This is a genomic window from Mycobacterium kyorinense (genome assembly GCF_001672775.1).
GTDB classification, from domain to species: domain Bacteria; phylum Actinomycetota; class Actinomycetes; order Mycobacteriales; family Mycobacteriaceae; genus Mycobacterium; species Mycobacterium kyorinense_A.
The window spans coordinates 41317-66960 of record NZ_LZKJ01000125.1 but is presented as its reverse complement, the minus strand read 5'-3'; the positions used below and the strand labels follow the sequence as shown (position 1 = coordinate 66960).

General features: G+C 66.2%; 23 protein-coding genes, 1 pseudogene and 3 riboswitches. Of the genes and pseudogenes, 7 read left to right on the top strand and 17 right to left on the bottom strand.

What is annotated here, in order from left to right; all coding sequences use genetic code 11:
• Positions 1-34: 34 nt before the first annotated feature.
• From A5707_RS13755 to A5707_RS13745, 3 genes are read right to left on the bottom strand one after another with little or no spacing between them, the layout of a single operon-like run.
• Entirely contained in the window at positions 35-766 is a 732-nt protein-coding gene (locus tag A5707_RS13755) for a class I SAM-dependent methyltransferase (protein WP_065015015.1), read from the bottom strand.
• Positions 763-1902 carry a homoserine O-acetyltransferase MetX gene (metX, locus tag A5707_RS13750; RefSeq protein ID WP_065015065.1) on the bottom strand — a complete coding sequence of 380 codons (1140 nt, stop codon included), beginning with the start codon at positions 1900-1902 and terminating at the stop codon, positions 763-765. The genes A5707_RS13755 and metX overlap by 4 nt, the downstream gene beginning before the upstream one ends.
• 10 nt (positions 1903-1912) lie before the next feature.
• Positions 1913-3268, bottom strand: coding sequence for a bifunctional o-acetylhomoserine/o-acetylserine sulfhydrylase (locus tag A5707_RS13745; protein ID WP_082969452.1), 1356 nt, complete (start codon positions 3266-3268; stop codon positions 1913-1915).
• A 175-nt stretch (positions 3269-3443) separates the two neighbouring features.
• A riboswitch (SAM riboswitch) is annotated at positions 3444-3564 on the bottom strand.
• A 239-nt stretch (positions 3565-3803) separates the two neighbouring features.
• Between A5707_RS13745 and A5707_RS13740 the strand changes: the two genes are divergently transcribed.
• Complete coding sequence (locus A5707_RS13740; protein WP_065015013.1) at positions 3804-6047, top strand: NADP-dependent isocitrate dehydrogenase; 2244 nt, start codon at positions 3804-3806, stop codon at positions 6045-6047.
• A 131-nt stretch (positions 6048-6178) separates the two neighbouring features.
• Positions 6179-7405: an NADP-dependent isocitrate dehydrogenase gene (locus A5707_RS13735; protein WP_065015012.1), complete on the top strand. Its 1227-nt coding sequence runs from the start codon at positions 6179-6181 to the stop codon at positions 7403-7405.
• A 10-nt stretch (positions 7406-7415) separates the two neighbouring features.
• On the opposite strand, the gene A5707_RS13730 is transcribed toward A5707_RS13735, so the two are convergent.
• Positions 7416-8246 carry an alpha/beta fold hydrolase gene (locus A5707_RS13730; RefSeq protein ID WP_065015011.1) on the bottom strand — a complete coding sequence of 277 codons (831 nt, stop codon included), beginning with the start codon at positions 8244-8246 and terminating at the stop codon, positions 7416-7418.
• Positions 8247-8325: 79 nt separating this feature from the next.
• Positions 8326-8516, top strand: a riboswitch (cobalamin riboswitch).
• A gap of 110 nt (positions 8517-8626) precedes the next feature.
• Between A5707_RS13730 and A5707_RS13725 the strand changes: the two genes are divergently transcribed.
• Genes A5707_RS13725 through yhjD form a run of 3 tightly spaced genes read left to right on the top strand, consistent with a single transcriptional unit; the run spans position 8627 to position 12398 of the window.
• Positions 8627-10291 (top strand): PPE family protein, encoded by a 1665-nt coding sequence (locus tag A5707_RS13725; RefSeq protein ID WP_065015010.1) that lies wholly within the window; start codon positions 8627-8629, stop codon positions 10289-10291.
• A gap of 44 nt (positions 10292-10335) precedes the next feature.
• Positions 10336-11355: a tryptophan--tRNA ligase gene (trpS, locus tag A5707_RS13720; protein ID WP_065015009.1), complete on the top strand. Its 1020-nt coding sequence runs from the start codon at positions 10336-10338 to the stop codon at positions 11353-11355.
• Between the two features lie 20 nt (positions 11356-11375).
• Positions 11376-12398, top strand: coding sequence for an inner membrane protein YhjD (gene yhjD, locus A5707_RS13715; RefSeq protein ID WP_065015008.1), 1023 nt, complete (start codon positions 11376-11378; stop codon positions 12396-12398).
• Here yhjD and A5707_RS13710 read toward each other — a convergent pair.
• From A5707_RS13710 to A5707_RS13670, 9 genes are all read right to left on the bottom strand, one after another.
• Positions 12395-12709: a DMT family transporter gene (locus A5707_RS13710; protein ID WP_065015064.1), complete on the bottom strand. Its 315-nt coding sequence runs from the start codon at positions 12707-12709 to the stop codon at positions 12395-12397. The two genes, yhjD and A5707_RS13710, sit on opposite strands and share 4 nt — an antisense overlap.
• 11 nt (positions 12710-12720) lie before the next feature.
• A riboswitch (guanidine-III (ykkC-III) riboswitch) is annotated at positions 12721-12783 on the bottom strand.
• Positions 12784-12798: 15 nt separating this feature from the next.
• On the bottom strand, positions 12799-13176 hold the full coding sequence (locus tag A5707_RS13705; RefSeq protein ID WP_065015007.1) for a nuclear transport factor 2 family protein: 378 nt from the start codon (positions 13174-13176) through the stop codon (positions 12799-12801).
• Between the two features lie 2 nt (positions 13177-13178).
• Positions 13179-13574: a DoxX family protein gene (locus A5707_RS13700; protein WP_232000720.1), complete on the bottom strand. Its 396-nt coding sequence runs from the start codon at positions 13572-13574 to the stop codon at positions 13179-13181.
• A gap of 52 nt (positions 13575-13626) precedes the next feature.
• The gene (gene nagA / locus A5707_RS13695) at positions 13627-14757 is read right to left on the bottom strand and encodes an N-acetylglucosamine-6-phosphate deacetylase (protein WP_065015006.1); all 1131 of its coding nucleotides are present in this window, start codon (positions 14755-14757) and stop codon (positions 13627-13629) included.
• Entirely contained in the window at positions 14748-16202 is a 1455-nt protein-coding gene (locus A5707_RS13690; protein ID WP_156657903.1) for a sugar porter family MFS transporter, read from the bottom strand. Before A5707_RS13690 ends, nagA begins: the two co-directional genes overlap by 10 nt.
• A gap of 97 nt (positions 16203-16299) precedes the next feature.
• Positions 16300-17526 (bottom strand): D-alanyl-D-alanine carboxypeptidase family protein, encoded by a 1227-nt coding sequence (locus A5707_RS13685; protein WP_065015004.1) that lies wholly within the window; start codon positions 17524-17526, stop codon positions 16300-16302.
• Positions 17527-17671: 145 nt separating this feature from the next.
• A complete protein-coding gene (locus tag A5707_RS13680) occupies positions 17672-19027 on the bottom strand; it encodes an aspartate aminotransferase family protein (RefSeq protein WP_065015003.1) in 1356 nt (451 codons plus the stop codon).
• Positions 19028-19108: 81 nt separating this feature from the next.
• A complete protein-coding gene (locus tag A5707_RS13675; protein WP_065015002.1) occupies positions 19109-20347 on the bottom strand; it encodes a glycosyltransferase in 1239 nt (412 codons plus the stop codon).
• Positions 20347-20940, bottom strand: a complete 594-nt coding sequence (locus A5707_RS13670) for a TetR/AcrR family transcriptional regulator (protein WP_197495329.1) — start codon at positions 20938-20940, stop codon at positions 20347-20349. The genes A5707_RS13675 and A5707_RS13670 overlap by 1 nt, the downstream gene beginning before the upstream one ends.
• A gap of 68 nt (positions 20941-21008) precedes the next feature.
• Between A5707_RS13670 and A5707_RS13665 the strand changes: the two genes are divergently transcribed.
• Positions 21009-21911 (top strand): sigma-70 family RNA polymerase sigma factor, encoded by a 903-nt coding sequence (locus tag A5707_RS13665; RefSeq protein WP_065015000.1) that lies wholly within the window; start codon positions 21009-21011, stop codon positions 21909-21911.
• On the opposite strand, the gene A5707_RS13660 is transcribed toward A5707_RS13665, so the two are convergent.
• The 4 genes and pseudogenes from A5707_RS13660 to A5707_RS13645 all read right to left on the bottom strand — a co-directional run.
• Positions 21883-22950: an alpha/beta hydrolase gene (locus A5707_RS13660; protein WP_065014999.1), complete on the bottom strand. Its 1068-nt coding sequence runs from the start codon at positions 22948-22950 to the stop codon at positions 21883-21885. The two genes, A5707_RS13665 and A5707_RS13660, sit on opposite strands and share 29 nt — an antisense overlap.
• Positions 22938-23537 (bottom strand): class I SAM-dependent methyltransferase, encoded by a 600-nt coding sequence (locus tag A5707_RS13655; protein WP_065014998.1) that lies wholly within the window; start codon positions 23535-23537, stop codon positions 22938-22940. The genes A5707_RS13660 and A5707_RS13655 overlap by 13 nt, the downstream gene beginning before the upstream one ends.
• Positions 23538-23583: 46 nt before the next feature.
• The gene (locus A5707_RS13650) at positions 23584-24345 is read right to left on the bottom strand and encodes a helix-turn-helix transcriptional regulator (RefSeq protein ID WP_065014997.1); all 762 of its coding nucleotides are present in this window, start codon (positions 24343-24345) and stop codon (positions 23584-23586) included.
• 51 nt (positions 24346-24396) lie between these two features.
• A pseudogene (locus A5707_RS13645) lies at positions 24397-25005 on the bottom strand (carboxymuconolactone decarboxylase family protein); the annotation flags it as partial.
• On the opposite strand from A5707_RS13645, the gene A5707_RS13640 reads away from it, so the two are divergent.
• Complete coding sequence (locus A5707_RS13640) at positions 25002-25478, top strand: YbhB/YbcL family Raf kinase inhibitor-like protein (RefSeq protein WP_232000719.1); 477 nt, start codon at positions 25002-25004, stop codon at positions 25476-25478. The pseudogene A5707_RS13645 and the gene A5707_RS13640 overlap by 4 nt on opposite strands.
• The last annotated feature ends 166 nt before the right edge of the window (positions 25479-25644 follow it).

The window sequence follows — 25644 nt, the reverse complement described above, 5'->3', positions numbered from 1 at the left end:
CCAATTCGCCCAACAACTCGACGTTCGGCGCAAGTTAAGACAGGGTGGCGCGTACGCAGACCGTCACGTACGGCAGCGCGAGACCGCCTGCGCTTGCCAGCGCGGGATGGGTGGCCAGCAACTGGCGTACCTCATCGAGTGTCTTGCTACGCACTTCGGTCGGTGAGGTGATGCAGTAGCTGCGGGAAGCCACCAGGTCGATAAGCGCTTGCGGCGTCAGGTAACTCGTCCACTCGACCTGGTGGCGTTGCACATCGGTGAAGGGCTCGGACAACGTCACTTTGTCACGCACCGGGTCACCGTCGCGTCCGATGATGCGACCCAGCTCGCGCACCCAGCCGAGCCGCTCGTCGCGGGTGTTCCATACCAGGGCCAGCCGCCCACCGGGCCGCAGCACCCGGGCGACTTCCGGAATAGCGCGTGCCGGGTCGAACCAATGCCACGCCTGGGCGACCAGCACCGCGTCAACACTGTTGTCCGCCAGCGGAATCTCTTCGGCAGTCCCCAGCAGCGCGGGGGTATCCGGCAACGAGCTGCGCAGCACCTCCAACATCTCAGCGATCGGGTCCACCGCCACCACGGCCAGGCCGCGTTCCACCAGCCGAGTGGTCAGCTTGCCGGTCCCCGCGCCGAGGTCGAGCACGTCACGGGCCTCGGCCGGCAGCAGCCAGTCGATGGCCTCCGGCGGGTAGGACGGACGGCCCCGCTCGTAGGCGGCCGCTTCGGCGCCGAACGACAGCGAGCGGGCTTGCCGGGAGCGGGTCACCGCCGGCGCACACCTTCATTGGCGGCTAAATCCAGCGTCTGACGCACCAATTCGCCGACCGCTTCGGATTCCACCAAAAAGCCGTCGTGCCCATAGATCGAGTCGATGACCTGTAGCCCGGTGCATCCCGGCATCAGGGCGGCCAATTCCTCCTGGAGCCGCAGCGGGAAGAGCCGGTCGGAGGTAATGCCCCCGATCACCACCGGCACCGGACAGTTGCGCAGTGCCTCGGCGACTCCCCCGCGGCCGCGACCGACGTCGTGGCCAACCATCGCGTGGGTCAAGGCCACATAGCTTCCGGCGTCGAACCGGGCGACCAGCTTGCTGCTCTGATACTCCAGATAACCCTGCACGGAGTACCGACCGCCCGTCGCCGGATCTTCGCCGCTCTGAGGATCATTGGCGAAGCGGGTGTCCAACTCGACCTCGCCCCGGAAAGCCAGGTGCGCAAATTGGCGGGCGATCGCCAGTCCGACGTCGGGTGAGCGGCCGGTGCCGTAATAGTCACCGCCCTGCCAGTTCGGGTCGGCCTCGATCGCTGCGAGCTGGCTGACCTGGGTGCCGATCTCGTCGGCAGTGCTACGCGCACCCACCGCCAATAGCAACGCGGACGCAACCTCGTCGGGGTGGCCGATAATCCATTCCAGCGCGCGCGCACCGCCCATCGATCCGCCGACCACGGCGGCAACTTTGGTGATGCCCAGTGCGGCCAGCGCCGCGATGTCTGCCTCCACCTGATCGCGAATCGTGATCAACGGAAACCGTGAGCCCCAGGGCTTTCCGTCGGGTGCCGGCGAGCTTGGCCCGGTCGAGCCACGGCAGCCGCCCAGCACGTTGGTGGACAGTGCGCACCAACGGTCGGTGTCGATCGGCGCACCCGGCCCGGCGATGCCGTCCCACCAGCCCGGCGTGGGCTGCCCGGGCCCGGCAGGGCCGGTGATGTGCGAATCACCGGTGAGCGCGTGCAACACCACGACGACGTTGTCGCGTTCCGGCGACAACTCGCCCCAGCGCTGCACAGCGATCTGGACGCCGTCGAGCACCACGCCGCTTTCCAGTGTCAGCGAACCGACGTCGACGACGCCGAGTTCCCCTTCAGCGGGAAGCGCTTGAGTTGGCACGTCGGAGATTGTCACCCAAGCCTCCTCAGATTGCCGCCACGGCATGCGGGTCGCCGGCGGCGGCTCCGAATTTGCGAGCCGCGGCAAAGCCGAGCTCGAGGTCGGCCAGGATGTCGTCGATGCCCTCGACCCCGACGGCTAACCGCACCAGTCCTGGGCTGACACCGGTCGAGAGCTGTTCGTCGGGACTGAGTTGGGAGTGGGTCGTCGATGCCGGATGGATCACCAGCGACCGCACATCCCCGATGTTGGCGACGTGGCTGTGCAGCTGCAGCGCATTGACGAACGCCTTCCCGGCCTCCGCGCCGCCGGCCAACTCGAAGGCCAGCACTGCGCCGGTTCCCTTGGGCGCCAGCTTCTTTCCCCGTTCGTACCACGGCGAGCTCGGCAGCCCCGCATAGTTGACCGACACCACGTCGTCGTGTCCGGCCAAAAACTCGGCGACCCGCTGGGCGTTGGCGACGTGACGCTCCATCCGCAAACTCAAGGTCTCCAGCCCCTGCGCGACCAGGAACGCGTTGAACGGCGAGGCCGCAGAACCGTAGTCGCGCAGCAGCTGCACCCGGGCCTTGAGCGCGAACGCCGGTGGGCCCAACTCGGCGTAAACCACGCCGTGGTAGCTGGGGTCGGGGGTGGTGAATTCGGGGAAGCGGCCGCTGGTCCAGTCAAAGGTGCCGCCGTCGACAATGACCCCGGCGATCGCGGCGCCGTGCCCGCCCAAGTATTTGGTGGCCGAATGCACCACGACGTCGGCGCCCTGGGCGAACGGCTGGATCAGGTAGGGGGTGGCGATCGTGTTGTCGACGATCAGCGGCAGCCCGTTCTGGTGGGCGATGCCGGCTACGCCGGGAGTGTCCAGCACGTCGATTTGCGGGTTGGAGATCGTCTCGGCGAAGAACGCTTTGGTGTTGGGCCGTATCGCCGAGCGCCAGGACTCCAGGTTGTCGGGGTCGTCGATGAAGGTGACCTCGACGCCGACCTTGGCCAGCGAATAGTGGAACAGGTTGTAGGTGCCGCCGTAGAGCCGCGGGCTGGAGACGATGTGGTCACCGGCGCCGGCCAGGTTCAGCAGTGCGAACGTCGACGCGGCTTGGCCGGAGGCCAGGAACAGGGCGGCCACCCCGCCCTCGAGCGCGGCGATGCGCTGCTCGACGACGTCGGCAGTCGGGTTCATGATCCGGGTGTAGATGTTTCCCGGGACCTCCAGCCCGAACAGTGCCGCCGCGTGTGCGGTGTCGTCGAAGGTGAAGGAGGTGGTCTGGTAGATCGGCAGGGCGCGTGCATGGGTGGTCGGGTCTGGCCGCTGCCCGACGTGGATTTGCTTGGTTTCGAACGACCAATGCGCGGTGGGATCGTTGTCGGCGTTCTCGTCAGCGCTCATCTGCATGCTTTCTGTCAATGGCTTGCTGGGGGGTGGTTGCTCGTAGGCGCCTGGGACGCCCTCCGGAGAAGACGTCAACCGGCAGCCATTCGGTCAGCAACGGTGAGACACGATGGGCCAGCCCAAATAGGCGTGCATCAGGTTTCCCTGTCTACTCGGGGGGCCCGTCACGGCGGACCCGCGCTTGCCGCGTAGCCGGTTGTGGCTACTCAACCTGGTCATCACCCGGGGCACCCCACCGCGGTTGGAGGGTTGCCGGCCAGCAAGCCGGGGCTTGAACGCTGGCACTCATGACCGACCTGAAGCTTATCGCACGCCGGCGATACGCCGCCACCTGACTCGCCGACGCTGCCCGCCCGGCCAGCGCGCCCGAGGAGCTTCGGTGCACGGCTATCCACCGGAACGGAAGCACGGTAAACGCCCTTGATAACGCCCGACCCCTTTACCGCCGCCGATTACCGGGTACGGGATACTGGCAGCCACCGTGACACCGCGAGCCGCTGACAATCTGACTTGAGACGCCGGGAGACAGACCGTGTGCGCCGAACAGCCGACCATCATCTACACGCTGACCGACGAGGCGCCGCTGTTGGCGACATATGCCTTTCTGCCGATCGTGCGGGCCTTTGCCGAACCGGCGGGCATCAAGATCGAAGCCAGTGACATTTCGGTGGCGGCCCGCATCTTGGCGGAGTTCCCCGACTACCTCACCGAAGAGCAGCGCGTCCCCGACAACCTCGCCGAACTCGGCCGGCTGACGCAGCTACCCGACACCACGATCATCAAGCTGCCGAACATCAGCGCCTCGGTTCCGCAACTGGTGGCCGCGGTCAAAGAGCTGCAGGGCAAGGGCTTCAAAGTTCCCGACTATCCCGAGAATCCGAAAACCGATCGGGAAAGGGAGCTGAAAAAGCGCTACGCCAGTGTCTTGGGTAGTGCGGTGAATCCGGTGCTGCGGGAAGGTAATTCGGATCGCCGCGCGCCCAAGGCGGTCAAGGAGTACGCACGTAAGCACCCGCACAGCATGGGCGAGTGGTCGATGGCGTCGCGCACTCACGTGGCGACCATGCGCCACGGCGACTTCTATCACGGCGAGAAGTCGATGACGCTGGACCGCGCGCGCGACGTGAAGATGGAGCTGGTCACTAAAAGCGGCGAGACGATCGTGCTCAAGCCGAAGGTGTCACTGGCCGAGGGCGACATCATCGACAGCATGTTCATGAGCGTCCGAGCTCTGCGTGAGTTCTACGAGGAACAGATGGAGGATGCGCGCAAGACCGGCGTGATGTTCTCCCTGCACGTCAAGGCCACGATGATGAAGGTCAGCCACCCCATCGTGTTCGGCCATGCGGTCAAGGTCTTCTACAAAGACGCGTTCGCCAAGCATCAGAAGCTGTTCGACGAGCTCGGCGTCAACGTCAACAACGGCCTGGTGGATCTCTACAACAAGATCGAGTCGCTGCCGGCATCGCAGCACGACGAGATCATCCGCGACCTGCACGCCTGTCACGAGCACCGCCCCGAGTTGGCCATGGTCGATTCGGCGAAGGGAATCTCGAACTTCCACTCGCCCAGTGACGTGATCGTGGACGCGTCGATGCCGGCGATGATCCGCGCCGGCGGCAAGATGTATGGCGCCGACGGACGGCAAAAGGACACCAAGGCCGTCAACCCCGAGTCCACGTTCGCCCGCATCTACCAGGAAATCATCAACTTCTGCAAGACCAATGGCGCTTTCGACCCGGCGACCATGGGCACCGTGCCCAACGTCGGGCTGATGGCGCAGCAGGCCGAGGAATACGGGTCGCACGACAAGACGTTCGAACTAACCCACGACGGCGTCGCCAACATCGTCGACCTCGACACCGGCGAAGTGCTGCTGTCACAGAATGTGGAAGCCGGCGACATCTGGCGGATGCCCATCGTGCGCGACGCGCCGATCCGCGACTGGGTGAAGCTGGCCGTTACCCGCGCCCGCAATTCCGGCATGCCGGTGCTGTTTTGGCTGGACCCCTACCGGCCCCACGAAAACGAACTGATCAAGAAGGTCAGGACGTATCTGAAAGATCACGACACCGAGGGCCTCGACATCCAGGTCATGTCGCAAGTTCGTTCCATGCGCTACACGCTGGAACGGCTGATCCGCGGGCTGGACACCATCGCCGCGACTGGCAACATCCTGCGCGACTACCTGACCGACCTGTTTCCGATCCTGGAACTGGGCACCAGCGCCAAGATGCTGTCCATCGTGCCGTTGATGGCCGGCGGCGGCATGTATGAAACCGGGGCGGGCGGGTCGGCGCCCAAGCACGTCAAGCAGCTGGTGGAGGAGAATCACCTGCGCTGGGATTCGCTGGGCGAGTTCCTTGCGTTGGGCGCCAGCCTGGAGGACATGGGCGCTAAGACCGGTAACGAGCGGGCCGCGATTTTGGGTAAGACGCTCGATTCCGCCATCGGCAAGCTGCTGGACAACAACAAGAGCCCGTCGCGCAAGACCGGTGAGCTCGACAACCGCGGCAGCCAGTTTTATCTGGCCATGTACTGGGCGCAAGAGTTGGCGGCCCAGAACGATGATGAGGAGCTGCGCAAGCACTTCACCGCATTGGCCGACGCCCTGAGCGAAAACGAAGACACCATCGTCGCGGAACTGGCCGAGGCGCAGGGCCAGCCGGTGGACATCGGCGGCTACTACGCGCCGGACCGCGGCAAGACGACCGCGGTGATGCGCCCCAGCAAAACGCTCAATGCCGCCCTGGAGGCCCAGGTCGCGACCGCCTGAGTCCGGATTGTTCAGAACCGTCCGGTCCGGGGCACCCCTTGTAGTGTTGGGTCGAGAGTGCTCTCACCCGCAGGCTCACCGGGTTGCCCACAAAGGCGGCGTTAATCGTCGGGTAGGAGGATCGGACTCAGATGTCTGACGGCGGAAAGATCAAAGTCAAAGGCACGGTAGTAGAGCTCGACGGCGACGAGATGACACGCGTCATCTGGCAGTGGATCAAAGACTTGCTGATCTTTCCGCATCTCGACATCGACCTGGACTACTACGACCTGGGCATCGAGCACCGCGACGCCACCGACGACCAGGTGACGATCGACTCCGCGTATGCGATCAAGAAGCACGGGGTCGGCGTCAAGTGCGCCACCATTACTCCGGACGAGGCCCGGGTCAAGGAGTTCGACCTCAAGTCCATGTATTCGTCGCCGAACGGAACGATCCGGAACATTCTGGGCGGCACGATATTTCGCGAGCCGATCATGATTTCGAACATCCCGAGGCTGGTTCCGGGATGGAAGAAGCCGATTATCATCGGCCGGCACGCTTTTGGCGACCAATATCGTGCGACGAACTTCAAAGTGGACCGGCCCGGCACCGTCACGTTGACGTTCACGCCCAACGACGACAGCGAGCCGATCGTGCACGAAATGGTGAGCATCCCCGACGACGGCGGTGTCGTGATGGGGATGTTCAACTTCAAGGAATCGATCCAGGACTTCGCCCGCACCTCGTTTGCCTATGGCCTGCAAGAGAATTACCCGGTGTACCTGTCGACCAAGAACACCATCCTCAAGTCTTATGACGGCATGTTCAAAGACGAGTTCCAGCGCATCTACGACGAGGAATTCAAGGACAAGTTCGAAGAAGCCGGACTGACCTACGAGCACCGGTTGATCGACGACATGGTGGCGGCCTGCCTGAAGTGGGAGGGCGGCTATGTGTGGGCCTGCAAGAACTACGACGGCGACGTGCAATCCGACGCGGTCGCGCAGGGCTACGGCTCACTTGGGTTGATGACGTCGGTGCTGATGACCGCCGACGGCAAGACCGTCGAGGCCGAAGCCGCGCACGGCACCGTCACGCGGCATTTCCGCCAGTACCAGGAGGGCAAGCCCACCTCCACCAACCCGATCGCTTCGATTTTCGCGTGGACCCGGGGGCTGCAGCACCGCGGCAAACTGGACGACACCCCGGACGTCAGTGAGTTTGCCCAGAAGCTGGAAGAAGTCGTCGTCACCACCGTCGAGGGTGGACAGATGACCAAGGACCTCGCTCTGCTCATTGGCGAGGATCAGGACTGGCAGACCAGCGAGGAGTTCCTCAACACGATCGCCGAGAACCTGGACAAGGCGCTGAGCTAATCGCCCGAGGCTAGCTCGACCTGATCTCGCGGATCGGCGGGCTGGACTGGTCGAGGAAGTCGGTGATGACTTCGGTGATACGCCCCGGCGCCTCGAACATCGGGATGTGACCGACCCCGTCGAGCTCAGTCACCTGCGTGCCCTTGGGAAGTTGGCCCCTGAAGTAGCGGTGGGATCTCGGTCCCGGAAAGACCCGGTCCTTTTCGCAGATCACCAGATGGGCGGGCACCGCGGTGTTGGCCAAGTCCGCCAAGCCGGGCATCAGCAGCGCTTTGATCAGCAGCTGGAAGTAGGCGGGGCAGTGGGCGACGTCGTCGATGATCGCGCGCAGCTCGCTTTCGCTGACGCCCTCCGGCGATCCGCTGATCGGCAGGGTGGCCAGCCGGCGGCTGAACGGCAGCTGCAACGCGCGCGGGCCGAGCAAGCGGGCCAGGGCCCACACCGGCATGCCCATCACGAACTTGGCGATCACCTCGAATTTGCTTGGGCTCCACCGCGTCCATCCGCCCGCTGGGGCGATGCCGGTGACCGTGCGCGCCCGGCCGCGGCTTTCCAGTTCGAACGCCACCCAGCCGCCCAGCGAGTTGCCGACGATGTGGGCGGTGTTCCAGCCCAGCTCGTCGAGTTGCCGCTCCACGTGATCGGCCAGGACCTCCGAGCTCAGAAACCACGTACCTGAATACGGCCCGCCGTTGTGACCGGCCATCGTGGGGGCGAACACTTCATAACGGCCGGTGTCGGCCAATTGCTGAGCGACGGTCTCCCACACCAGCTGCGAGATCAGAAACGGATGCAGCAGCAGGACTGGTTCTCCGGTACCCACATGAATCGGCGCGCGCATACGCCGACACTATGGCGATACCGCCGGTACTGCAATTGGGCTGATGGAATTGCGCAATACCGGCGTCTTGCGACTGATTCGCGAATGGCGGGATTGGCGTGCCATAATTCCGCCGGTAAGGCGACGACGTTGCAGGAAGCCGGTGTGAGTCCGGCGCGGTCCCGCCACTGTCATCGGGGAGCGACCCTCATCCGCCACGGCTGCGAGCTGGAAGGCGAGGCGAGCAACGATCCGAGAGCCAGGACACTCGCGTCGTCGCATCCTGCTACCCGGGGCGGTGTACCCCGAGAGAGCTGACGAATCGCCATGCCATGCATGTCAGGGCCGGCCGTCGCGGCTGCCCATTTCGATAAATCCCCTGCGATTCCCGGTGACCGGCGGTGACCGCGCCGATCTGGATGGCCGCACCGCCGGAAGTGCATTCGACGCTGCTATCCAGCGGCCCCGGCCCCGGCTCACTGCTGGCGGCCGCGGGAGCGTGGAATTCGCTGAGCACCGAATACCTCGAGGCGGCTGACGAACTCACCGCGTTGTTGGGCGCGGTGCAGGCCGGGACGTGGGACGGCCCGACGGCCGAGGGCTACGTGGCCGCACATGCGCCGTATCTGGCGTGGCTGATGCAGGCCGCCACCGACAGCGCCGTCAGAGCCGGCCGGCATGAAACCGCGGCCACGGCCTACATCAGTGCGCTGGCGGCCATGCCGACTCTGGCCGAGCTGGCCGCCAACCACGCCGCCCACGCAGCCTTGGTGGCGACGAATTTCTTCGGCATCAACGCGATTCCGATCGCGCTGAACGAGGCCGACTATGTGCGGATGTGGATCCAGGCCGCCACCGTGATGGGCACCTATCAAACGGTCGCTACCGCCGCGGTGGCGGCATCACCGCAAACCACGCCCGCGCCGCAGATCATGAAAGCCGACGCCTCGGCGGCCACTTCCGATCAGCCGTCACCGTTGCCCCCCGACCGGCAGGACGACGTGCTCGATTGGCTGAACAACAGCGGGTTTACCGATTTCTACAACCGCGTGTTCCAACCGCTCATCGACGGTCTGATGAGCGATCCGTTCTTCCAGGACATGTTCGCCGGGTTCGATCCCTGGCTGCCAGTGCTGGGTAACCCGCTTACCTACCTCAACCCGGCCAACATCGCGTTCGCGCTCGGCTACCCGATGGACATCGGAACCTACGTTGCGCTGCTGTCGCAAACCTTCGGATTCATCGGGGCAGATCTTGCCGCGGCCTTCGCGACGGGTAACCCCGCGACGATCGCCTTCACAATCTTGTTCACCACCATCGAAGCGATCGGCACGATCATCACCGACACCATCGCGCTGCTCAAGACTCTGCTGGAGTCGACGCTGGTGCTGCTGCCGCTGTTTCTGCCGCTGATGACGCTCCCGCTGGTTCCGCTGGTAGCCGCCCCGGTACTGCTGGGCGGCGCGGTGGGCGTGGGTCTGCACCTGCACGGCATCCCGGTCATGCCCGTCATCCCGGCCACCCCGCCCTTGGCGTTCGCGCTGGCGCCGACCCCGCCGCCCGTCCCCGCTCCGGCACCCGCGCCGTCGCCGGCCGCCGCGCCGGCGAGTGCCCCTGCGCCGCCGGCACCCCCGCCGCCGCCGCCGGCGCCGTCAGCACCCCCGGTGGGTCTGACGATGGACGGGTTGGCCTACATGCTCGGTGGACTGACCGCCGATGCGCGGCGGGCGGCCAGCACCAGCGCCCGCCGGAAGAAGTCGCGGCAGGCCGAGGCTGCCCAGCCGGCGGCGGCCGCGGCGGCGATGGCCGAACAGACGCCGGGTGGGCGGCACCGACGGGCGGAAGTCACGCAACTGGGCCGCGGGTACGAATACATGGACCTGGAGCCAGAGCCGCCGGTGGTGCCTTCGGATCAGGGCGCGGGGCCTATCGGATTCGCCGGGACCGAACGCAAGGCGGCCGGTGCGCAGCCGACCGGGCTGACCACGGTGGTCGGCGGCTCCTACGGCGACGGGTCGACGGCGCCGATGATGCCGAGCACCTGGGATCACGAGCTCGACCAGTGACCGTGGCGTGCCGGCCGTGGCCAGCGTGAAAAGATCGAGCCATCATGAACACCGCTACCGCATCGCGCCGGGTCTTCTCCGGTGTGCAGCCCACCTCGGACTCGCTTCACCTCGGCAACGCCTTGGGCGCGGTGACGCATTGGGCCGAGTTGCAGGACGACCATGACACGTTCTTCTGCGTCGTCGACTTGCACGCCATCACCATCCCGCAGGAGCCCGACGTGTTGCGGCGGCGCACGCTGGTCACCGCGGCGCAATATCTGGCGCTGGGCGTCGACCCGGCCCGCAGCACGATCTTCGTGCAAAGTCACGTGCCCGCGCACACTCAGCTGGCTTGGGTGCTGGGGTGTTTCACCGGTTTCGGTCAGGCCTCTCGGATGACGCAGTTCAAGGACAAGTCGACGCGCCAGGGCGCCGAGTCGACGACGGTGGGGTTGTTCACCTATCCGGTACTGCAGGCGGCCGACGTGCTGGCCTACGACGCCGAACTGGTGCCGGTCGGGGAGGACCAGCGCCAGCACCTCGAGTTGGCCCGCGACGTCGCGCAGCGCTTCAACAGCCGGTTCCCGGACACTTTCGTCGTTCCCGACATGCTCATCCCCAAGGTCACCGCCAAGATCTACGATTTGCAGGACCCGTCGGCCAAGATGAGCAAATCGGCGGCCACCGACGCCGGGCTGATCAACCTGCTCGACGATCCGGGGTTGTCGGCCAAGAAGATTCGCTCGGCGGTGACTGACAGCGAACGCGACATCCGCTATGACCCGGAGGCCAAACCGGGGGTGTCGAATCTGCTGGGCATCCAGTCCGCGGTCAGCGGCGTCGACCTCGACAGCTTGGTTGCGCAGTACGCCGGACGGGGCTACGGCGACCTGAAGAAGGACACCGCCGAAGCCGTCGTCGAATTCGTGACGCCGATCAAGTCCCGGGTCGACGAGTTGCTGGCAGATCCGGCGGAATTGGAATCCGTGCTGGCCACCGGGGCGGCACGCGCGCAGGATGTGGCGGCAAAAACGGTCGATCGCGTCTATGACCGGCTAGGGTTTCTTCCACGACGTTTCTAGTCCGCGGCGATGCGGAGGTCATGAGCGAACCGGCCCAACCAGGACTTCTGGATCGACTGCGTGCGCGGTACGGGTGGCTCGACCGCGTGATGCAAGCCAACGAGCGTTTCAACGACGCCAAGGGCAACTATTTCGCGGCCGGTCTCACCTACTACACGATCTTTGCGCTGTTTCCCTTGCTGATGGTGGGATTCGCCGTTGGCGGGTTCGTGTTGTCTCGTCGGCCCGCGCTACTGGCCGAGATCGACCGCAAGGTGCGGGCCAGTGTGCCCGGTAACTTGGGTCAGCAGGTCGTCGACCTGATGAATACCGCGATCGACTCGCGCGCCTCAGTCGGCCTGATCGGCTTGGCGACCGCGGCGTGGGCTGGCTTGAGCTGGATGGCCCATCTCCGCGAAGCGCTCAGCGCGATGTGGATGCAGCGCGGCGAGCGACCCGGATTTGTGCGAACCAAGCTGTCGGATCTGGTGGCGATGGTGTCCACGTTCGCCGCAATGCTGGCGACCCTGGCGCTGAGCGCACTGGCCAGTGCCGCGCCGATGGCCAAAGTGCTTGGCTGGCTGGGCATTCACGACGTTCCGGGGCTGGACGTGGTCTTCCGCGGCGTGTCGGTGTTGATGTCGGTGGTGGTGTCGTGGCTGGTGTTCACCTGGATGATCGCCCGGCTGCCCCGGGAGTCGATCAGCTTCGCCAGCTCGGTGCGAGCCGGGTTGCTGGCCGCGATTGGGTTCGAGGTGTTCAAGTTGGTCGGGTCGATCTATCTGCGGTCGGTGCTGCAGACTCCCGCCGGCGCGACGTTCGGCCCGGTACTGGGGTTGATGGTCTTCGTCTACATCACCGCCCGGCTGCTGTTGTTCGCCACCGCATGGGCGGCGACCTCACCGGAGAACCTGCTCGCGGCGCCGGTAGAACCGCCCGAGCCCGCGATGATCACCACCCGGGTGCAACCCGACGACGGTCTGAGCGCTCGGCAGGCGCTGGTGGCGGCGGCCGCCGGAGCCGTTGGCGCACTGGGCCTTTCGCGGCTGCTGCGTCGGCGTTAACTCACCAGTTTGAGGCCGACGATGCAACCGACGACACCGGCCATGAGCATCACCTTGATCAGTGACGCTGCCTCGTCTCCAGTCAGCATGGCGTACGCGACGGTGAGGACCGCTCCGATGCCCACCCAGACCGCATAGCTGGTTCCGGTCGGCAGGCTGCGCATCGCGAACGCCAACCCCGCCATCGACAACGTCAGCGCGACAACGAAAACCAGCGATGCGCCCAACCGGGAAAAGCCGTCGGATCTGTTCAGGGCCGTCGCCCACACCGCTTCCAGCACTCCGGATACCACCAACACCAGCCAGGCCACCGCGCACCTCCGCAACACCGTCTTGTCTGGCCCGGTACGGTGCACCTCGTCGGGTTGTCAGTTGCTGACCGGGACGAGGATAGCAAAGGCTAAGGCAGCCCGGCTCTTCCGAGCTCAGCGCTCATCTGCTGGGCGAAGACGGTGGCGGCCTTGAGCGGCCGGACCATCACGGTCAATTCGTCGATCAAGCCGTCGTCGCCACTGTGCAGGAAGTCGCAGCCCTGGATTTGCAAACCGTCCACGGTTGCGTTGAACACCAACGCGTGATCGGCGCCGCCCGTATCGATTTCTCGTACGAAGCGAAATTCCTGTAATACGGTCGCTACCGCGGAGACGATCGCAGCCACGGTGTCCCGGCCGGTATAGGGCCGGTGTGCGACCGGGCTATGCAGGATGACGTCGTCGGTGAACAGTGTGCCGATGGTGTCGATGTCGCCGGCCTCGACGGCAGCGCGGAACGCATGCATGCTCACATTCCCTGCGCTCGGCCGACGGCCACGGTGACCGCGGCGATCAGAATCAGGATGTTGACTGCGACGCTGCGCGGCTCACGAAGGTAGGTATGCGAGCCCATCGCGCCCAGCATGACGACCACGAAACCGATGGCGGCCAGCGGAGTCAGGTACGGCGCGACACCGGTGATCGTGGGCATCAGGATTCCGACGGCGCCGAGCAATTCGCAAAACGCGGTCACGCGGACTACTGGCAGGGGAAACGGCGCCACACCGGTTTGGCCGGTGGCGATGAGCCGGTCTTTTGGCCAGCTGATTTTCGCCAGCCCGGAAACGGCAAAGATGGCGGCAAGCAACACTTGCAGGGTCCACAGCAGTGCATTCATCGTGTCCTCCAGATCGAATGGGTTCACGATTAAGACGTGGCGCGGCGTCCGGGTGTGACAGCCAATCGGTGAGTTGGCGCTACGCCGTGGCTTCGAGCCACTCGCCGTTGGCCATCACGGCGGTCACCGCCAGATCGTCGTCCAGCACAACAAGGTCGGCTTTGCGGCCGGCGGACAGGGCGCCGACGTCGTGCAACCCGAGAGTGCGCGCCGGGGTGGCCGACGTCATCTGCACCGCTGCTGACAGACCCACATCGGCAGCCACGGCGCGAAACAACTGAGCCATGGTCGCGGTGCTGCCGGCGATGGCCGACGTTCCCCGTACCCGGGCGACGCCCGAAACGACGTCGACGTCGCGCCGACCCAGCCGGAACGGGCCATCACCGACGCCGGCCGCCGAAATCGCGTCGGTGACCAGCGCCACCCTTTCGGGTCCGGCCGCCGCGATCACCGCAGACAGCACAGCGGGGTGGACGTGTACCCCGTCTGCGATCAGCTCGACTGTCACCCGCGGATCCCGCAGCAGTGCCAGCGATGGCCCGGGTTCGCGGTGGTGCAGCGGCGGCATCGCATTGAACAGGTGGGTGCCGACCGTCGCGCCGAGCGCAATGGCGTGCTGCGTCCGCGCGTAGGTCGCATCGGTATGCCCCACTGCCACAACGACTCCCGCGTCGACGAAGCGGGCAATCGCATCGTCGCTGCCGCGCCGTTCCGGTGCGATCGTGACCATCCGGACCGTGCCGTCGCCGGCGGCCAGCAGCGCGTCGATCTCGGCGGGCTCCGGGTCGCGCATCTGCTGAGGATCGTGGGCGCCGCACCACCCCGGGCTCAGCCACGGCCCCTCCAAATGGATGCCGGCCACGGCGCCGGCCCTGGTCGCTTCGGCCAGGGCGCGCACCGCGTTGCGCAGATCGGCGGGGGAGCCGGTGACCAGGCTCGCCAATGTAGTGGTGGTGCCGTGCCGACGGTGAAAAGTCGCTGCCCGCAGGATATCTGCGCTGTCGGCGTCGATGTAGCTCGCGCCGCCGCCGCCATGCACATGCATGTCGACGAACCCCGGCACCACGATCGCGCTCGGCAGGTCGACATCGGCCGGCCGGGGTGAGGCCCCGGGGCCGCAGCCCAAAATTCGGTCGCCCGATGTTTTCAGCCATCCGGGTCGCCAGACCTGCTGCTCGACAACGATTGTGCCGGCGGTGATTAGAGCCATGACGGCGTATGTGGCGCGGTGATTGGTAACTCCTCGGGCCAGCGGCCGCCGTTCTCCCAGAAGTGCCGGATGTCCTCCAGTTGCCGGCCTTTGGTCTCGGGGGCAAACCGATAGACGAAGACGAAGCTGGCTAGCGCGAAAGCGCCGAACACCGCGAAGGTGCCTGCGCCGCCCAATGAACTCAGCATGGACAGAAACGCACCGGCGACGATGGCATTGGCCACCAAATCCGCGGTGAGCATTGCGCTGGACCCCAGCGACCGCAGCCGCGACGGCATGCTCTCGCCGGCATACACCGACACCAGCGCGCCGAAGCCGAAGGTGAAGCCGATCATGAAGATCAGCACCCCGATGAACCCGAACACGGTGAGCGCATCGTAGGAATCCGAACCCACGGTGAACACCACGATCAGCAGCAAGTCGGCGACGATCATCGTGGCGATGCCGACCAACAGGATCGGTCGGCGGCCTAGCCGGTCGACAAGAAGCAGCGAGACCACCACCGCGGCCAGCGCGGCGACTTGGACCAGTGCCGGCAACAGCAGCAACGCGAAGCTGCCCCGGAAGCCCATAGCCTCGAAAAGGCGCGGCCCGTAACAGATGATGGCGTTGACGCCGGTGATCTGGATGAAAAATCCGAGGCCGACCAGAAAGACGGTGGCTCGCAGATACGGGCGGCGCACCATCTCGGCGATGACGCCGCCGGTTTCTTCGCGCTCTTCGCGCAGCGCGCGGCCGATCTCGGCGAGCTCTTGCTCGACGTCGCGGTCCGGCTCGACCCGCTGCAGCGCCCGTCGTGCATCAGCGATGCGGCCCTTGAGCATGTACCAGCGCGCGGTGTCGGGCAATCGATGCAACAGCAGCATCGCCAGCACGGCGGGCAGCGCGGCCAGCCCCAGCATCAGTCGCCAGCTCTGTGAGCCGGACAGCAGGTAGGCAGCCACGTAACCGAGGATGATGCCGACAACGGTGGCCACCTGGTAGGCGACCAGCATGGACCCGCGGACCGCGGCCGGCGTGGATTCGGCCACGAATACCGGCGCCACCACCATGGACAGCCCGATGGTCAACCCCAGGAGCAGTCGCGCGACCAGCAGCAGCGGCATCGAGGGCGCCATCGCTCCCAACACAGCCAATACGGCGTAGGCGGCGGTGGCCAGGGTAAGCGACTTCTTCCGTCCTGCCGCATTGGCCAGCGGCCCGCCGCCAATGGCCCCGATGATCTGACCGATCACCACCGCGGTGGTGACCAGCTCCTGCTGGTGGGTGCTGAGGTGAAACCCGTCGGTGATGTAGAGCAGCGCGCCAGCGATATTGGACAGGTCATAACCGCAAATCAAGCCGACACTTGCCGCGGTGACCCCGACCAGCAGCGCTCGTCGCGACAGCTGCGCCTGATTGACGCGGCCCATTCTCATCCGTTTGCTGACTCGTGCGCGTGGCATTGGCATACGCCCTCCCACGTTAGGCGGCGCGGGCGGCGGTGGAGTGTCGGGGCACGGCACCGGCCTGGCGTCACGCCATGTGGTATGCGACGGCCGATCAGAACTCGCGCTGCGGTCTGCGGTTCAACGAGCGAGCGACCATGATCAAACCGAACACGATGATGCTGCCGATCACTGCCACGCCGACGCGCACCGGCAGGGCATCGGCGGGCGGCACGATGGCGGCGGCAGCCCGGGCTGCGAGGCCGTCGCCGTCGGCGTCGGCGACGGGTTTGGCGGCCACCAGCGCCGGGTCCGGCTCGATCAGCGTTCCCACCCGCGTGCCGGGGGACGTGGCGAATCCGTAATCCAGCAGATGTGCGGCCTGTTGCCACGGCGCAATCGGCTGACGGGTGCCGTGCAGCAGTACGGCCATCAGCCGGCGGCCGTCCCGGTTGGCCGCACCCACGAATGTCTGACCGGCGTCGTCGGTGTAGCCGGTCTTGCCGCCCAGCGCACCCGGATAGTGTTCGAGCAACTGGTTGTCGTTCTCCAGCTCATAACCCGGAGCGTCGCCGTGGCCGGGGAAGTCGAAGGTCCGCGTGGCGACGATGCCGGCGAATGTCGGGTTCTCCCAGGCATATCGGTAGAACAGTCCGATGTCGTAGGCGGAAGTGCTCATGCCGGGCCCGTCCAATCCGGACGGCGTTGCGACCCGGGTGTCGCGCCCGCCGAGCTTGGCCGCGAGCGTGTTGATCTTTTCCAGTGCCACCTGCATGCCCCCCAGTTGCATGGCCAGCGCGTGGGCGGCGTCGTTGCCGGAGTGCATGAGCAGCCCGTGCAAAAGCTGGTTGACGGTATAGGTCCCGCCGGGCGCGACGCCGACTTTGGTGCCCTCGGCGGCGGCGTCCTCCGGCGTGCCGTCGACAGTCTTGTTCAGGTTGAGTTCGTTGAGGGATGCCATCGCGACCAGCACCTTGATGACGCTGGCAGGCCGGTGTCGCCCGTGCGGGTCGCGGGCGGCGATGATGGCCCCGCTGTCCAGGTCGGCCACCACCCACGCCTCGGCGGAGATGTCGTCGGGCACCGGTGGCGTGTCCGGCGCGACGATCACACCGCAGCCGGCCAGCGCGTTGCCGCCGACCGGCGAGGGGGGCACCGGCAGCGGAAGCGGCGGATCGCCGGCCTGAGGCACTTCCGACGAGTCCACCGCCGGCGGCGTGGACACCTTGTAGCGGCACGCGTCCGGTGCGGCGTCGGGCTCGGCGACCGCGGCGGGCAGGCTCGGCACCGCCGCCAAGAAAACCGCTGCTGCCAGGCATGATGCGGAACGTAGGAAGACCATCGTGTGTGCAGGGTAGGCGATCGGTCACGCAATTCGGCGGAGCCGCGCTGTGACTGATGTTGCAGAAGTTAAAAGGCGGCGGCTGGCTCTCGGGTGCCGAGCGTGAAGCTATTGCGAAAATTCCGGGGCAAATGTCGCAACAGCTTCACGCTGGGTGACGGATCTCCGTGAGCACGTCGCGCAGAATCGACTCGATGGTGTCGAATTCGGCTGGTCCGCTGATCAGTGGCGGCGCCAGTTGGATTGCCGGGTCGCCGCGGTTGTCGGTGCGGCAGTACAGCCCGGCGTCGTAGATCGCCGCGGACAGCTTGGGCAGCAACTGCTGGCGCTCCTCGGCGCTGAAGGTCTGTTTGGTTGCCTGGTCCTTGACCAACTCGATCGAGTAGAAGTAGCCCTCGCCCCGGATATCGCCGACGATCGGCAGGTCGTAGAGCCGCTCCAAGGTGGTGCGCAGGCAGGCGGTGTGGTGTTTGACGCGATCGGTCAGGCCCTCGCGCTCGAAGATATCGAGGTTGGCCAGCGCGACAGCCGCCGACACTGGATGCCCGCCGAAGGTGTAGCCGTGCGGGAACATCGTCGTTGCGTCGTCGAACTGCTCGAACAGCCGGTCGCTGGCGATCATCGCGCCGATTGGCGAGTATCCCGACGTCATCCCCTTGGCGCAGGTGATCAGATCGGGCACGTAGCCGAAATCGTCACAGGCGAACATCGATCCGATACGGCCGAAGGCGCAGATCACTTCGTCGGAGACCAGCAGCACGTCGTAGTCGTCGCAGATCTCCCGGACCCGCTCGAAATAGCCGGGCGGAGGCGGGATGCTGCCGCCGGCGTTTTGTACCGGTTCGAGGAACACCGCGGCGACGGTGTCGGGGCCCTCGAACTCGATCGCCTCGGCGATGCGGTCGGCGGCCCATTGCCCGAACGCCTTGGCGTCGGCGTCGAACGGTTCAGGTGCGCGGTAGAAGTTCGTGTTGGGCACCTTCACCGCGCCTGGGACCAGCGGCTCGAACGGCGTCTTGAACTCCGGTACCCCGGTGATGGCCAGCGCGCCCTGCGGGGTGCCGTGGTAGGCGACGGCACGCGAAATCGCTTTGTACTTCCCGGGTTTGCCGGTGAGCTTGAAGTACTGCTTGGCCAGTTTCCACGCGGTTTCCACTGCCTCGCCGCCGCCGGTGGTGAAGAACACCCGGTTCAGGTCGCCGGGCGCGTAGTGCGCCAGCCGTTCGGCCAGCTCGATGGCCGGCGGCGTGGCGTACGACCACAGCGGAAAGTACGCCAGCGTGCGGGCCTGCGCGGCGGCCGCGTCGGCGAGTTCGGCGCGGCCGTGTCCGACCTGCACGGTGAACAGCCCGGACAGCCCGTCGAGGTAGCTTTTGCCGCGGTCGTCCCAGATCGTGACGCCTTCGCCGCGGGTGATGATCGGCGGTGTGATGCCGGGTCCATGTCGGGCGAAGTGTCCCCATAGGTGCCGGTTCGCTGTGGTTGCTGGGTTCTCGCTCATGTTGACCGCGAGCGTAACGCCACGGCGCTTCTGGGCGCTTGAAATATCAGTGGCGTTACGCTCGGCGTCGGCGGGCGACGCCTAGGCCGGCGCATGTTGGCCAAGCAGCCGCCGCTCGACGAGATCGGCGCCGTAGCCGACGCCGCCGGTGGCCGAGAATCCGTCCGCCACCCGTCGTGCGCCCTCGGTCATCGACATCGCCTGCAACACCTTGGCTTTCAACCGCATCGGGCTGAGCCGTCGGGCAGCGAGGCGGGTTCCGCTGCGGGAGACCTCGACCCGTCGTGCCACCTCGAACTGGTCGCGGCCGTGCGGCACGACGCACACCGGCACACCGCGCACCAGCGCCTTCTGCGTGGTCCCCATCCCGCCGTGGGTGACCGCGCAGACCGCCCGATCCAACACGGCGCCGTGCGGTACGAACGCTGTGACGGTGGCGTTGGGCGGTGGCGTGATGCCGTGCGGGACGCCGGTGGGCAATGTGGCGACGACGTGCACAGGCTGATCGGCCAGTGCTTCGAGGGCCGTGAGCGCCAGCGCGGCATCGTCTTGGCGTTCCGAGGAGTTGGAGACCAGCACGACGGGCGAGTCGATGCCGTCGAGCCGTGGCGGCGGATCAGCCGGGGGGTCGAAATCGCAGGGACCGATCAGCTGAACCGAGCCACCCCAATCCGGGTGCGGATATTCGAACGGCTCGCCCGTGGCGACCAGGATCAGCGGGGCGCGTCGGGCGAACTCGTCGGCGGAACCGACCGGGACGGCGCCCGCGTCGGCGCGAACCTTGTTGAGCAGACCCAACATCGCCTTTTCCACCGCACCGAGCACGATCGGGCGCAGCGCCGCATCGCGTATCCGGCCCGCTACGCCGGGCCACGGCCGCAGGCCCGGTCCAAATGGCGGCACACCGCGGGATCCCAGAAACGGGGTGTAGGGCCAGAACGTCAGCCACGGAACGTCTCCGGCGTCGGCGACGGCAGCGGCGCCCCAGCAGTTGGTGTCGATGATCAACGCGTCCGGCGCAACGGTATCGATCGCACCGCGGAGGTCGTCGATTTCATGTGTCGCGCGCTCCGAGAACGCGCGGCAGGCCAGTGACAATGCTGCCCGCTGGTTGGCAGCCCGCCAGTCGGACATCACGATGTCCTCGATGCGTGGGTCGATAGCCTCGGTGACGAACCCGGCTCGGCGGCCGGTGAGCACGCCCGCGGCCAGCGTGCGCAATACGACGTGGTGACCGCGCTCTCGAAGCTCGGCCAGCAACGCGCAGATCGGGTACAGATGTCCCAACGCGGGCGAGGTGTACGCCAAAATGGTTGCCATTATGGCTCTTTCGTCGTGAGCGGTTCGAGCATCTCGCGCACCGCGGCGATGGTCTCCTCGCAGCTCAGGCTGGAGTCGATGCGCAGCAATTCCCAGGTGCGTAGATCGCAAATCGCAACCAGCTGGGCCAGCCGCCGCGATCGCTCCGGCTCGCCGAGTTGGGCCAGGGCATCGGGGAACACCGCTTGGCACCAGTCGCGGTGATACCGCTTCCCGGCCGCGACGGCGTCGTCGACGGCAGGGGAGGCGGTGCGCTCGCCGAGCATCTTGGTCATCAACGGCCCCCACTCTTCGTAATGCCGAACCAGATTGGTGACGACGTCGTCGAGGTTGTTCGGGACCGCGTCGCCGCGCTTGGCGTGGACGTCGGCAGCGAAGTGGGCTACGGCGGCGGCGAACACGGAATCCTTGTCGCCGAACCGGCGCAGAATGGTCTGCACCGTCACCCCGGAACGTGCGGCGATGTCGGCGAGGGTGATATCGGCGAATGCCTTGACCGCGACCAGTTCTTTGGTCGCAATCAGGATGTTGTCGGCGGTTTGGGCCGCGGCGGCCGCTCGCGTGGTCATCCGATAGGGCCGCGTCGTTTTCACGTTAATAATATTAACGCCAAAATGGCGTCGGTGGGTAGCTTGACGGCGAACGAACTTAAGCTGAAGCAATGACGACGGCTCCAGACGTCTCAGAATTCGAGGCATTACGGCCGCATCTGCTGACCGTTGCCTACCGGCTGACCGGTACGTTCGCCGACGCCGAGGACATGGTGCAAGAGGCTTGGCTGCGGTGGGAGGGCACCGACACCGAAATCGCCGACCCGCGGGCCTGGTTGACGACGGTGGTCAGCCGGCTTGCGCTGGACCGGTTGCGCTCGGCGGCGCGCCGGCGGGAAAGCTATGTGGGCGAATGGTTGCCGGAGCCGGTGGTGACCGGATTCGACGACACCGATCCGCTGGCGGCGGTGGTGGCCAACGAGGACGCCCGGTTCGCGGCGATGGTGGTGTTGGAGCGGCTGGGGCCCGACCAGCGCGTGGCGTTCGTCTTGCACGACGGGTTCGCGGTGCCGTTCGCCGAGGTCGCCGACGTGCTGGGAACCAGCGAGGCCGCCGCGCGGCAGTTGGCATCGCGGGCCCGTCGGGCAGTGGCCGACGCGCCGCCGCCGAAACCCGACACCACCCACAACGAGGTGGTGGGCAAGCTGATGGCGGCGATCGCTGCCGGCGACCTGGCCGCCACCGTCGCGCTGCTGCATCCGGACGTGACGTTCACCGGCGACTCCAACCGCAGGGCACCGACCGCTGCGCGGGTCATCCACGGACCGGACAAGGTGGCGCGTTTCGTGTTGGGTCTCGCGCAACGCTATGGGCCCGCGTTCGTCACCGCGAACCAGCTGGCGCTGGTCAACGGCGAGCTGGGCGCTTACACGCCGGGATCGTCGGGTGAGGACGGGTATCAGGCGATGATGCCGCGCGTCACCGCGATGACGGTGCGCGACGGAAAGGTCTGCGCCATCTGGGATATCGCCAACCCCGACAAGTTCACCGGCTCTCCGCTGCGGGCTGGGTAGCAACGGCAAGGCCGAGTTTGAGCGCTTCAGCGGCCTCTGCGGCGGCTTCGGCGAACCGACCTCCGATGCCCACAAAGTTGAGGTAGGCGTGGGGTAGATCGGCCTGGCGGCTCAGTGTTACCGGAACTCCGGCGGCTCGCAGTTTGTCCGCGTATGCCTCGCCCTCGTCCCGGAGCGGATCGAAACCGGCGCTGGCGATATAAGCGGGCGGCAAGTTGTGGACCTCGCCGTGTAGTGGTGACAGTCGCGGATCGCTGCGATCGGTTCCCGGCGGTACGTAGTTGGCCAGCGCCCAACGCAAATTCTGGTCGGTGAAGGTCGAGCTTTGGTTGAACAGGTCACGCGAAGGCCAGCATGTGCTCAGGTCCGTCGGGGGATACATCAGGAGCTGAAAGGCCGGGACTGGACCGCCCCGTCGCACCGCCTGCTGCGCGGTCACCGCGGCGAGATTGCCGCCGGCGCTGTCGCCGCCGACCGCGATGCGGTCGCGGTGGGCGCCCAGATCGGTGGCGTGCTGGCATGCGTATTCGAAGGCGGTGATCGCATCGTCGACGGCGGCGGGGAAGGGGGCCTCTGGCGCGCGCCGGTACTCGACGGATAGCACGCGCACGCCGGCCTGGCTTGCCAGGTAACGGGCAACCGGGTCGTGGCTTATCCGGGAGCCGACCGAGAATCCGCCGCCGTGGTAATACACCAGCAGCCCCGACGGCTCGGGCGCCTTCGCGGGGATATACAAAGTGGCCGGGATGCGGCCGTGCCCGGCGGAGATGATGATCTCCCGCGTCGCGATGGGTTCCCGCGATTGATACCCGACGAGCTGTGGGAGGCCGTCGTATCGGGTCCGGGCCTCATCGATGGGATCGGTGAAAACGTCTGAGCCGGAGAGGTTTTTGAGTCTGATCATCAGTTGGGCTTGGAGCGCCTGCTCTTGTCCGTCGATCCGCACCGGCGGGCCGGCCAATAACCGGCGGACCGGCTTGGGCAACGCGAAGAGGGCACGGAACACGGTAGCCCGAACGCGAATACCTAGTTTTGCCATGGCAATTCCTCCATTCCCTTAGCGGCGACGAACCGCATGACGTGGCCGAGTAGTCGGGACTGCACGCTGACGGCGAGCCCCTGTCGCGCGCACTCGGTCTGGAAGTCGCCAAGCACGATCAGCCGATGCGGTGAGCCGTCCAAACGGTGAAACACCCTCGCCAGCGGTGTGCGGACCAGGTCGTAGCCGACGAAGATTCCCCCCGGCCGCAAGACGCGGGCAACCTCGGCGACCGCGCGTTCCCAGTCGACGATGTGATGCAGCATCAGGCAGCTGACGACGGAGTCAAAAGAAGCGTCGCGGAACGGCATGGCGGTGGCGTCGGCCGTTTTCACCGTCGCTTTGGGGAATGCGTGCAGCCGCGCGGCGATGGCCCGCGTCATGTGTGAGTCGATATCTATCGTCGTCAGAGCGAGTTTGGGATTCCTCGACAAAAGCTGCTGGGCAACAGATCCGCTGCCGGCGCCAATTTCCAGAACGTCGCCGCCCAGTCGTTGACCCCCCAGCTCACGCGCGATCGCTGCGCTGCTGCGACGCCAGAGCGCGCCGCAGCAGAAGGCACGTTCGGAGCGTGACATCGCCGGCATGCCTCAAGCCTGCGGTGAACCCCCGGGGAACGCTTGGATGGATCCGTCAGATCCGGGTTTCTCGCACTGCTTGCGCGAAGTCACGTGGGGCGGCCCCGGTCATCTCCCAGCACACCCTGTTGGCGTGTGACCCGTCGGCGAATCCGGCCAGGTGGGCGGCGTCGGTGACGGAGCGACCGTCAAGGAGGTAGCGCACGGCGGTCACCAGGCGCTCCCACCGGATGGCGGCCGAGAACGAGACGCCGGTCTGCTGCTTGCACAGCCGGCCGAGGTAATCGGGTGACAGCGCTACCGCGCCCGCGACCGACGCCACGTCGATGTGGTTCGGTACTTGGCTCGACACGACGTCAATTGCTTGACGTAGCTGAGGGTGAACGGATCTCGGCCGGCCGGAGCTTCGGTCGTCCATTCCGCAAAGCTGGTCGACGAGGAAATCCGCGGCGGCGTGCGCGCCATTTGCGTCCAGCGCCGCAATTGTCGCCTCGGCCAGTCGCTGTCCGTCGTCGACGATCCAAACACCTCGGTGGCCGCGGCTACGACTCAGCGCGTTCAGCGCAACACCCTGCGGCGTTTGCAGCCCGAAATACAGCGTCAACGCCCCGGATCCCGAATCCGACCGCACGGCGTGGCGTGCCCCGCTGCCGATCACAACCAGCCGGCACACGGCATGCGCGTCGTCGGCATGGCTCACCGTTACGGCACCCCGTCCACCGACCGTGACTTGAACCGCCGGGTGATGGTGGATCGCAAGATCCGAGAACGCGCCGGCAACTATGAGCCGACCCGATCCGAGGTCGCTAACCCGCATTGCGCAACTGTAGCGCTGACAACCCCGGTTGCGCCGTGCTGTGTATCGCGGCTAGGCCCACGGAACCCGGCAGGCGTCTCCGGAGCTGAAGCCCTGCTCGGTGATACCCAGCGCCGAATACATCCGCGCCCGCATGTTTTCCACACCGACCTGGTAGCTCAACTCGATGACGCCGGCATCCCCGAAGCGGGCCCGGAGATCGGTGACCTGCTCGTCGGTGATGGCGTGCGGGTCGGTGGTCATCGCGTCGGCGTACGCGATCGCGGCACGCTCGTCATCGGTGAAATGCGGTGAGGTGGCGTAGTTATCGATGTCTTTCAGCCGCTCGATGTCGAGGCCGTCGAGGCGCTGCAGCATGGATCCGAAGTCGACGCACCAAGAGCAGCCGATGGTGCGCGCGGTCCAAAAGACCGCCAGCTCGCGGACACTCGCGGGCAGTTTGCGGGAAGCTGACTGCAGCATGGACTCGTGTACGGCGTTGGCGGCCAACAGGCGCGGGTGATGCGCGGCGACCGTGAACGGCTCGGGGACTTCACCGAAGCGCCGCTTGGCGTAACGGTAGGCGGCGCGGACCCACAGCGGGGCCTTCTTCGGGGGCAGCGGTTCGATACGGGGTTTCTGTGTCATACCCCTCAGACGAGGCACCCCGCAGAAATGTGACAAGCCCCCTTTTTGCCGCGACCGGAAAGTTCATTCTGACCAGCCCCGCGTTCGCCGACAACACGCCCGTCCCTAGCGAATACTCCTGCAAGGGCCATAACGTCCCGCCGCCGCTGCGCTGGGAGAACGTGCCGACCGGCACCGAGTCGCTGGCGCTGGTGGTCGATGACCCCGACGCCCCTGCCGGGCGCTACGTGCACTGGGTGGTCACCGCCATCCCGCCCGCAACTACCGAAATTCGAGAAGGCGTCTTGCCTCGGCGAGCGACGGTCAGCCTGAATTCCGCTGGTAAGCCGGAGTATTTCGGTCCATGCCCACCGGTCGGCACCGGTGTGCACCACTATCGCTTCCAGCTGTACGCGGTGAGCAAGCCTTTGACGGTGACGCCGACAACGTCAGCGGCAGAAGCGACCCGGGCGATCGCGGATGCGGCCATCGCCGATGCCCGCACCGTCGGCCTTTTCAGCTCGTAATTGTTGAGATTGCGTCCATGGTCGTGGATTTCGAGAAATCACAGCCCTACGCGCAATCTCAACGACAGGGGCGGTCGCTCACGACCAGGAAACCACCTTTGCCGCGAGCGTGCGTGTTTCCGGGCGACACGCCGGGCTGATAACCGGGGACACGCACGCTCGCGGG

What these genes read in the sequence shown, in the direction of transcription:
- A5707_RS13745 (WP_082969452.1), bottom strand. Translation starts at nt 3,268, where the DNA reads ATGAGCGCTGACGAGAACGCCGACAACGATCCCACCGCGCATTGGTCG.
- A5707_RS13735 (WP_065015012.1), top strand. Translation starts at nt 6,179, where the DNA reads ATGTCTGACGGCGGAAAGATCAAAGTCAAAGGCACGGTAGTAGAGCTC.
- A5707_RS13730 (WP_065015011.1), bottom strand. Translation starts at nt 8,246, where the DNA reads ATGCGCGCGCCGATTCATGTGGGTACCGGAGAACCAGTCCTGCTGCTG.
- trpS (WP_065015009.1), top strand. Translation starts at nt 10,336, where the DNA reads ATGAACACCGCTACCGCATCGCGCCGGGTCTTCTCCGGTGTGCAGCCC.
- yhjD (WP_065015008.1), top strand. Translation starts at nt 11,376, where the DNA reads ATGAGCGAACCGGCCCAACCAGGACTTCTGGATCGACTGCGTGCGCGG.
- A5707_RS13705 (WP_065015007.1), bottom strand. Translation starts at nt 13,176, where the DNA reads ATGCATGCGTTCCGCGCTGCCGTCGAGGCCGGCGACATCGACACCATC.
- nagA (WP_065015006.1), bottom strand. Translation starts at nt 14,757, where the DNA reads ATGGCTCTAATCACCGCCGGCACAATCGTTGTCGAGCAGCAGGTCTGG.
- A5707_RS13690 (WP_156657903.1), bottom strand. Translation starts at nt 16,202, where the DNA reads ATGCCACGCGCACGAGTCAGCAAACGGATGAGAATGGGCCGCGTCAAT.
- A5707_RS13685 (WP_065015004.1), bottom strand. Translation starts at nt 17,526, where the DNA reads ATGGTCTTCCTACGTTCCGCATCATGCCTGGCAGCAGCGGTTTTCTTG.
- A5707_RS13680 (WP_065015003.1), bottom strand. Translation starts at nt 19,027, where the DNA reads ATGAGCGAGAACCCAGCAACCACAGCGAACCGGCACCTATGGGGACAC.
- A5707_RS13675 (WP_065015002.1), bottom strand. Translation starts at nt 20,347, where the DNA reads ATGGCAACCATTTTGGCGTACACCTCGCCCGCGTTGGGACATCTGTAC.
- A5707_RS13665 (WP_065015000.1), top strand. Translation starts at nt 21,009, where the DNA reads ATGACGACGGCTCCAGACGTCTCAGAATTCGAGGCATTACGGCCGCAT.
- A5707_RS13660 (WP_065014999.1), bottom strand. Translation starts at nt 22,950, where the DNA reads ATGGCAAAACTAGGTATTCGCGTTCGGGCTACCGTGTTCCGTGCCCTC.
- A5707_RS13655 (WP_065014998.1), bottom strand. Translation starts at nt 23,537, where the DNA reads ATGCCGGCGATGTCACGCTCCGAACGTGCCTTCTGCTGCGGCGCGCTC.
- A5707_RS13650 (WP_065014997.1), bottom strand. Translation starts at nt 24,345, where the DNA reads ATGCGGGTTAGCGACCTCGGATCGGGTCGGCTCATAGTTGCCGGCGCG.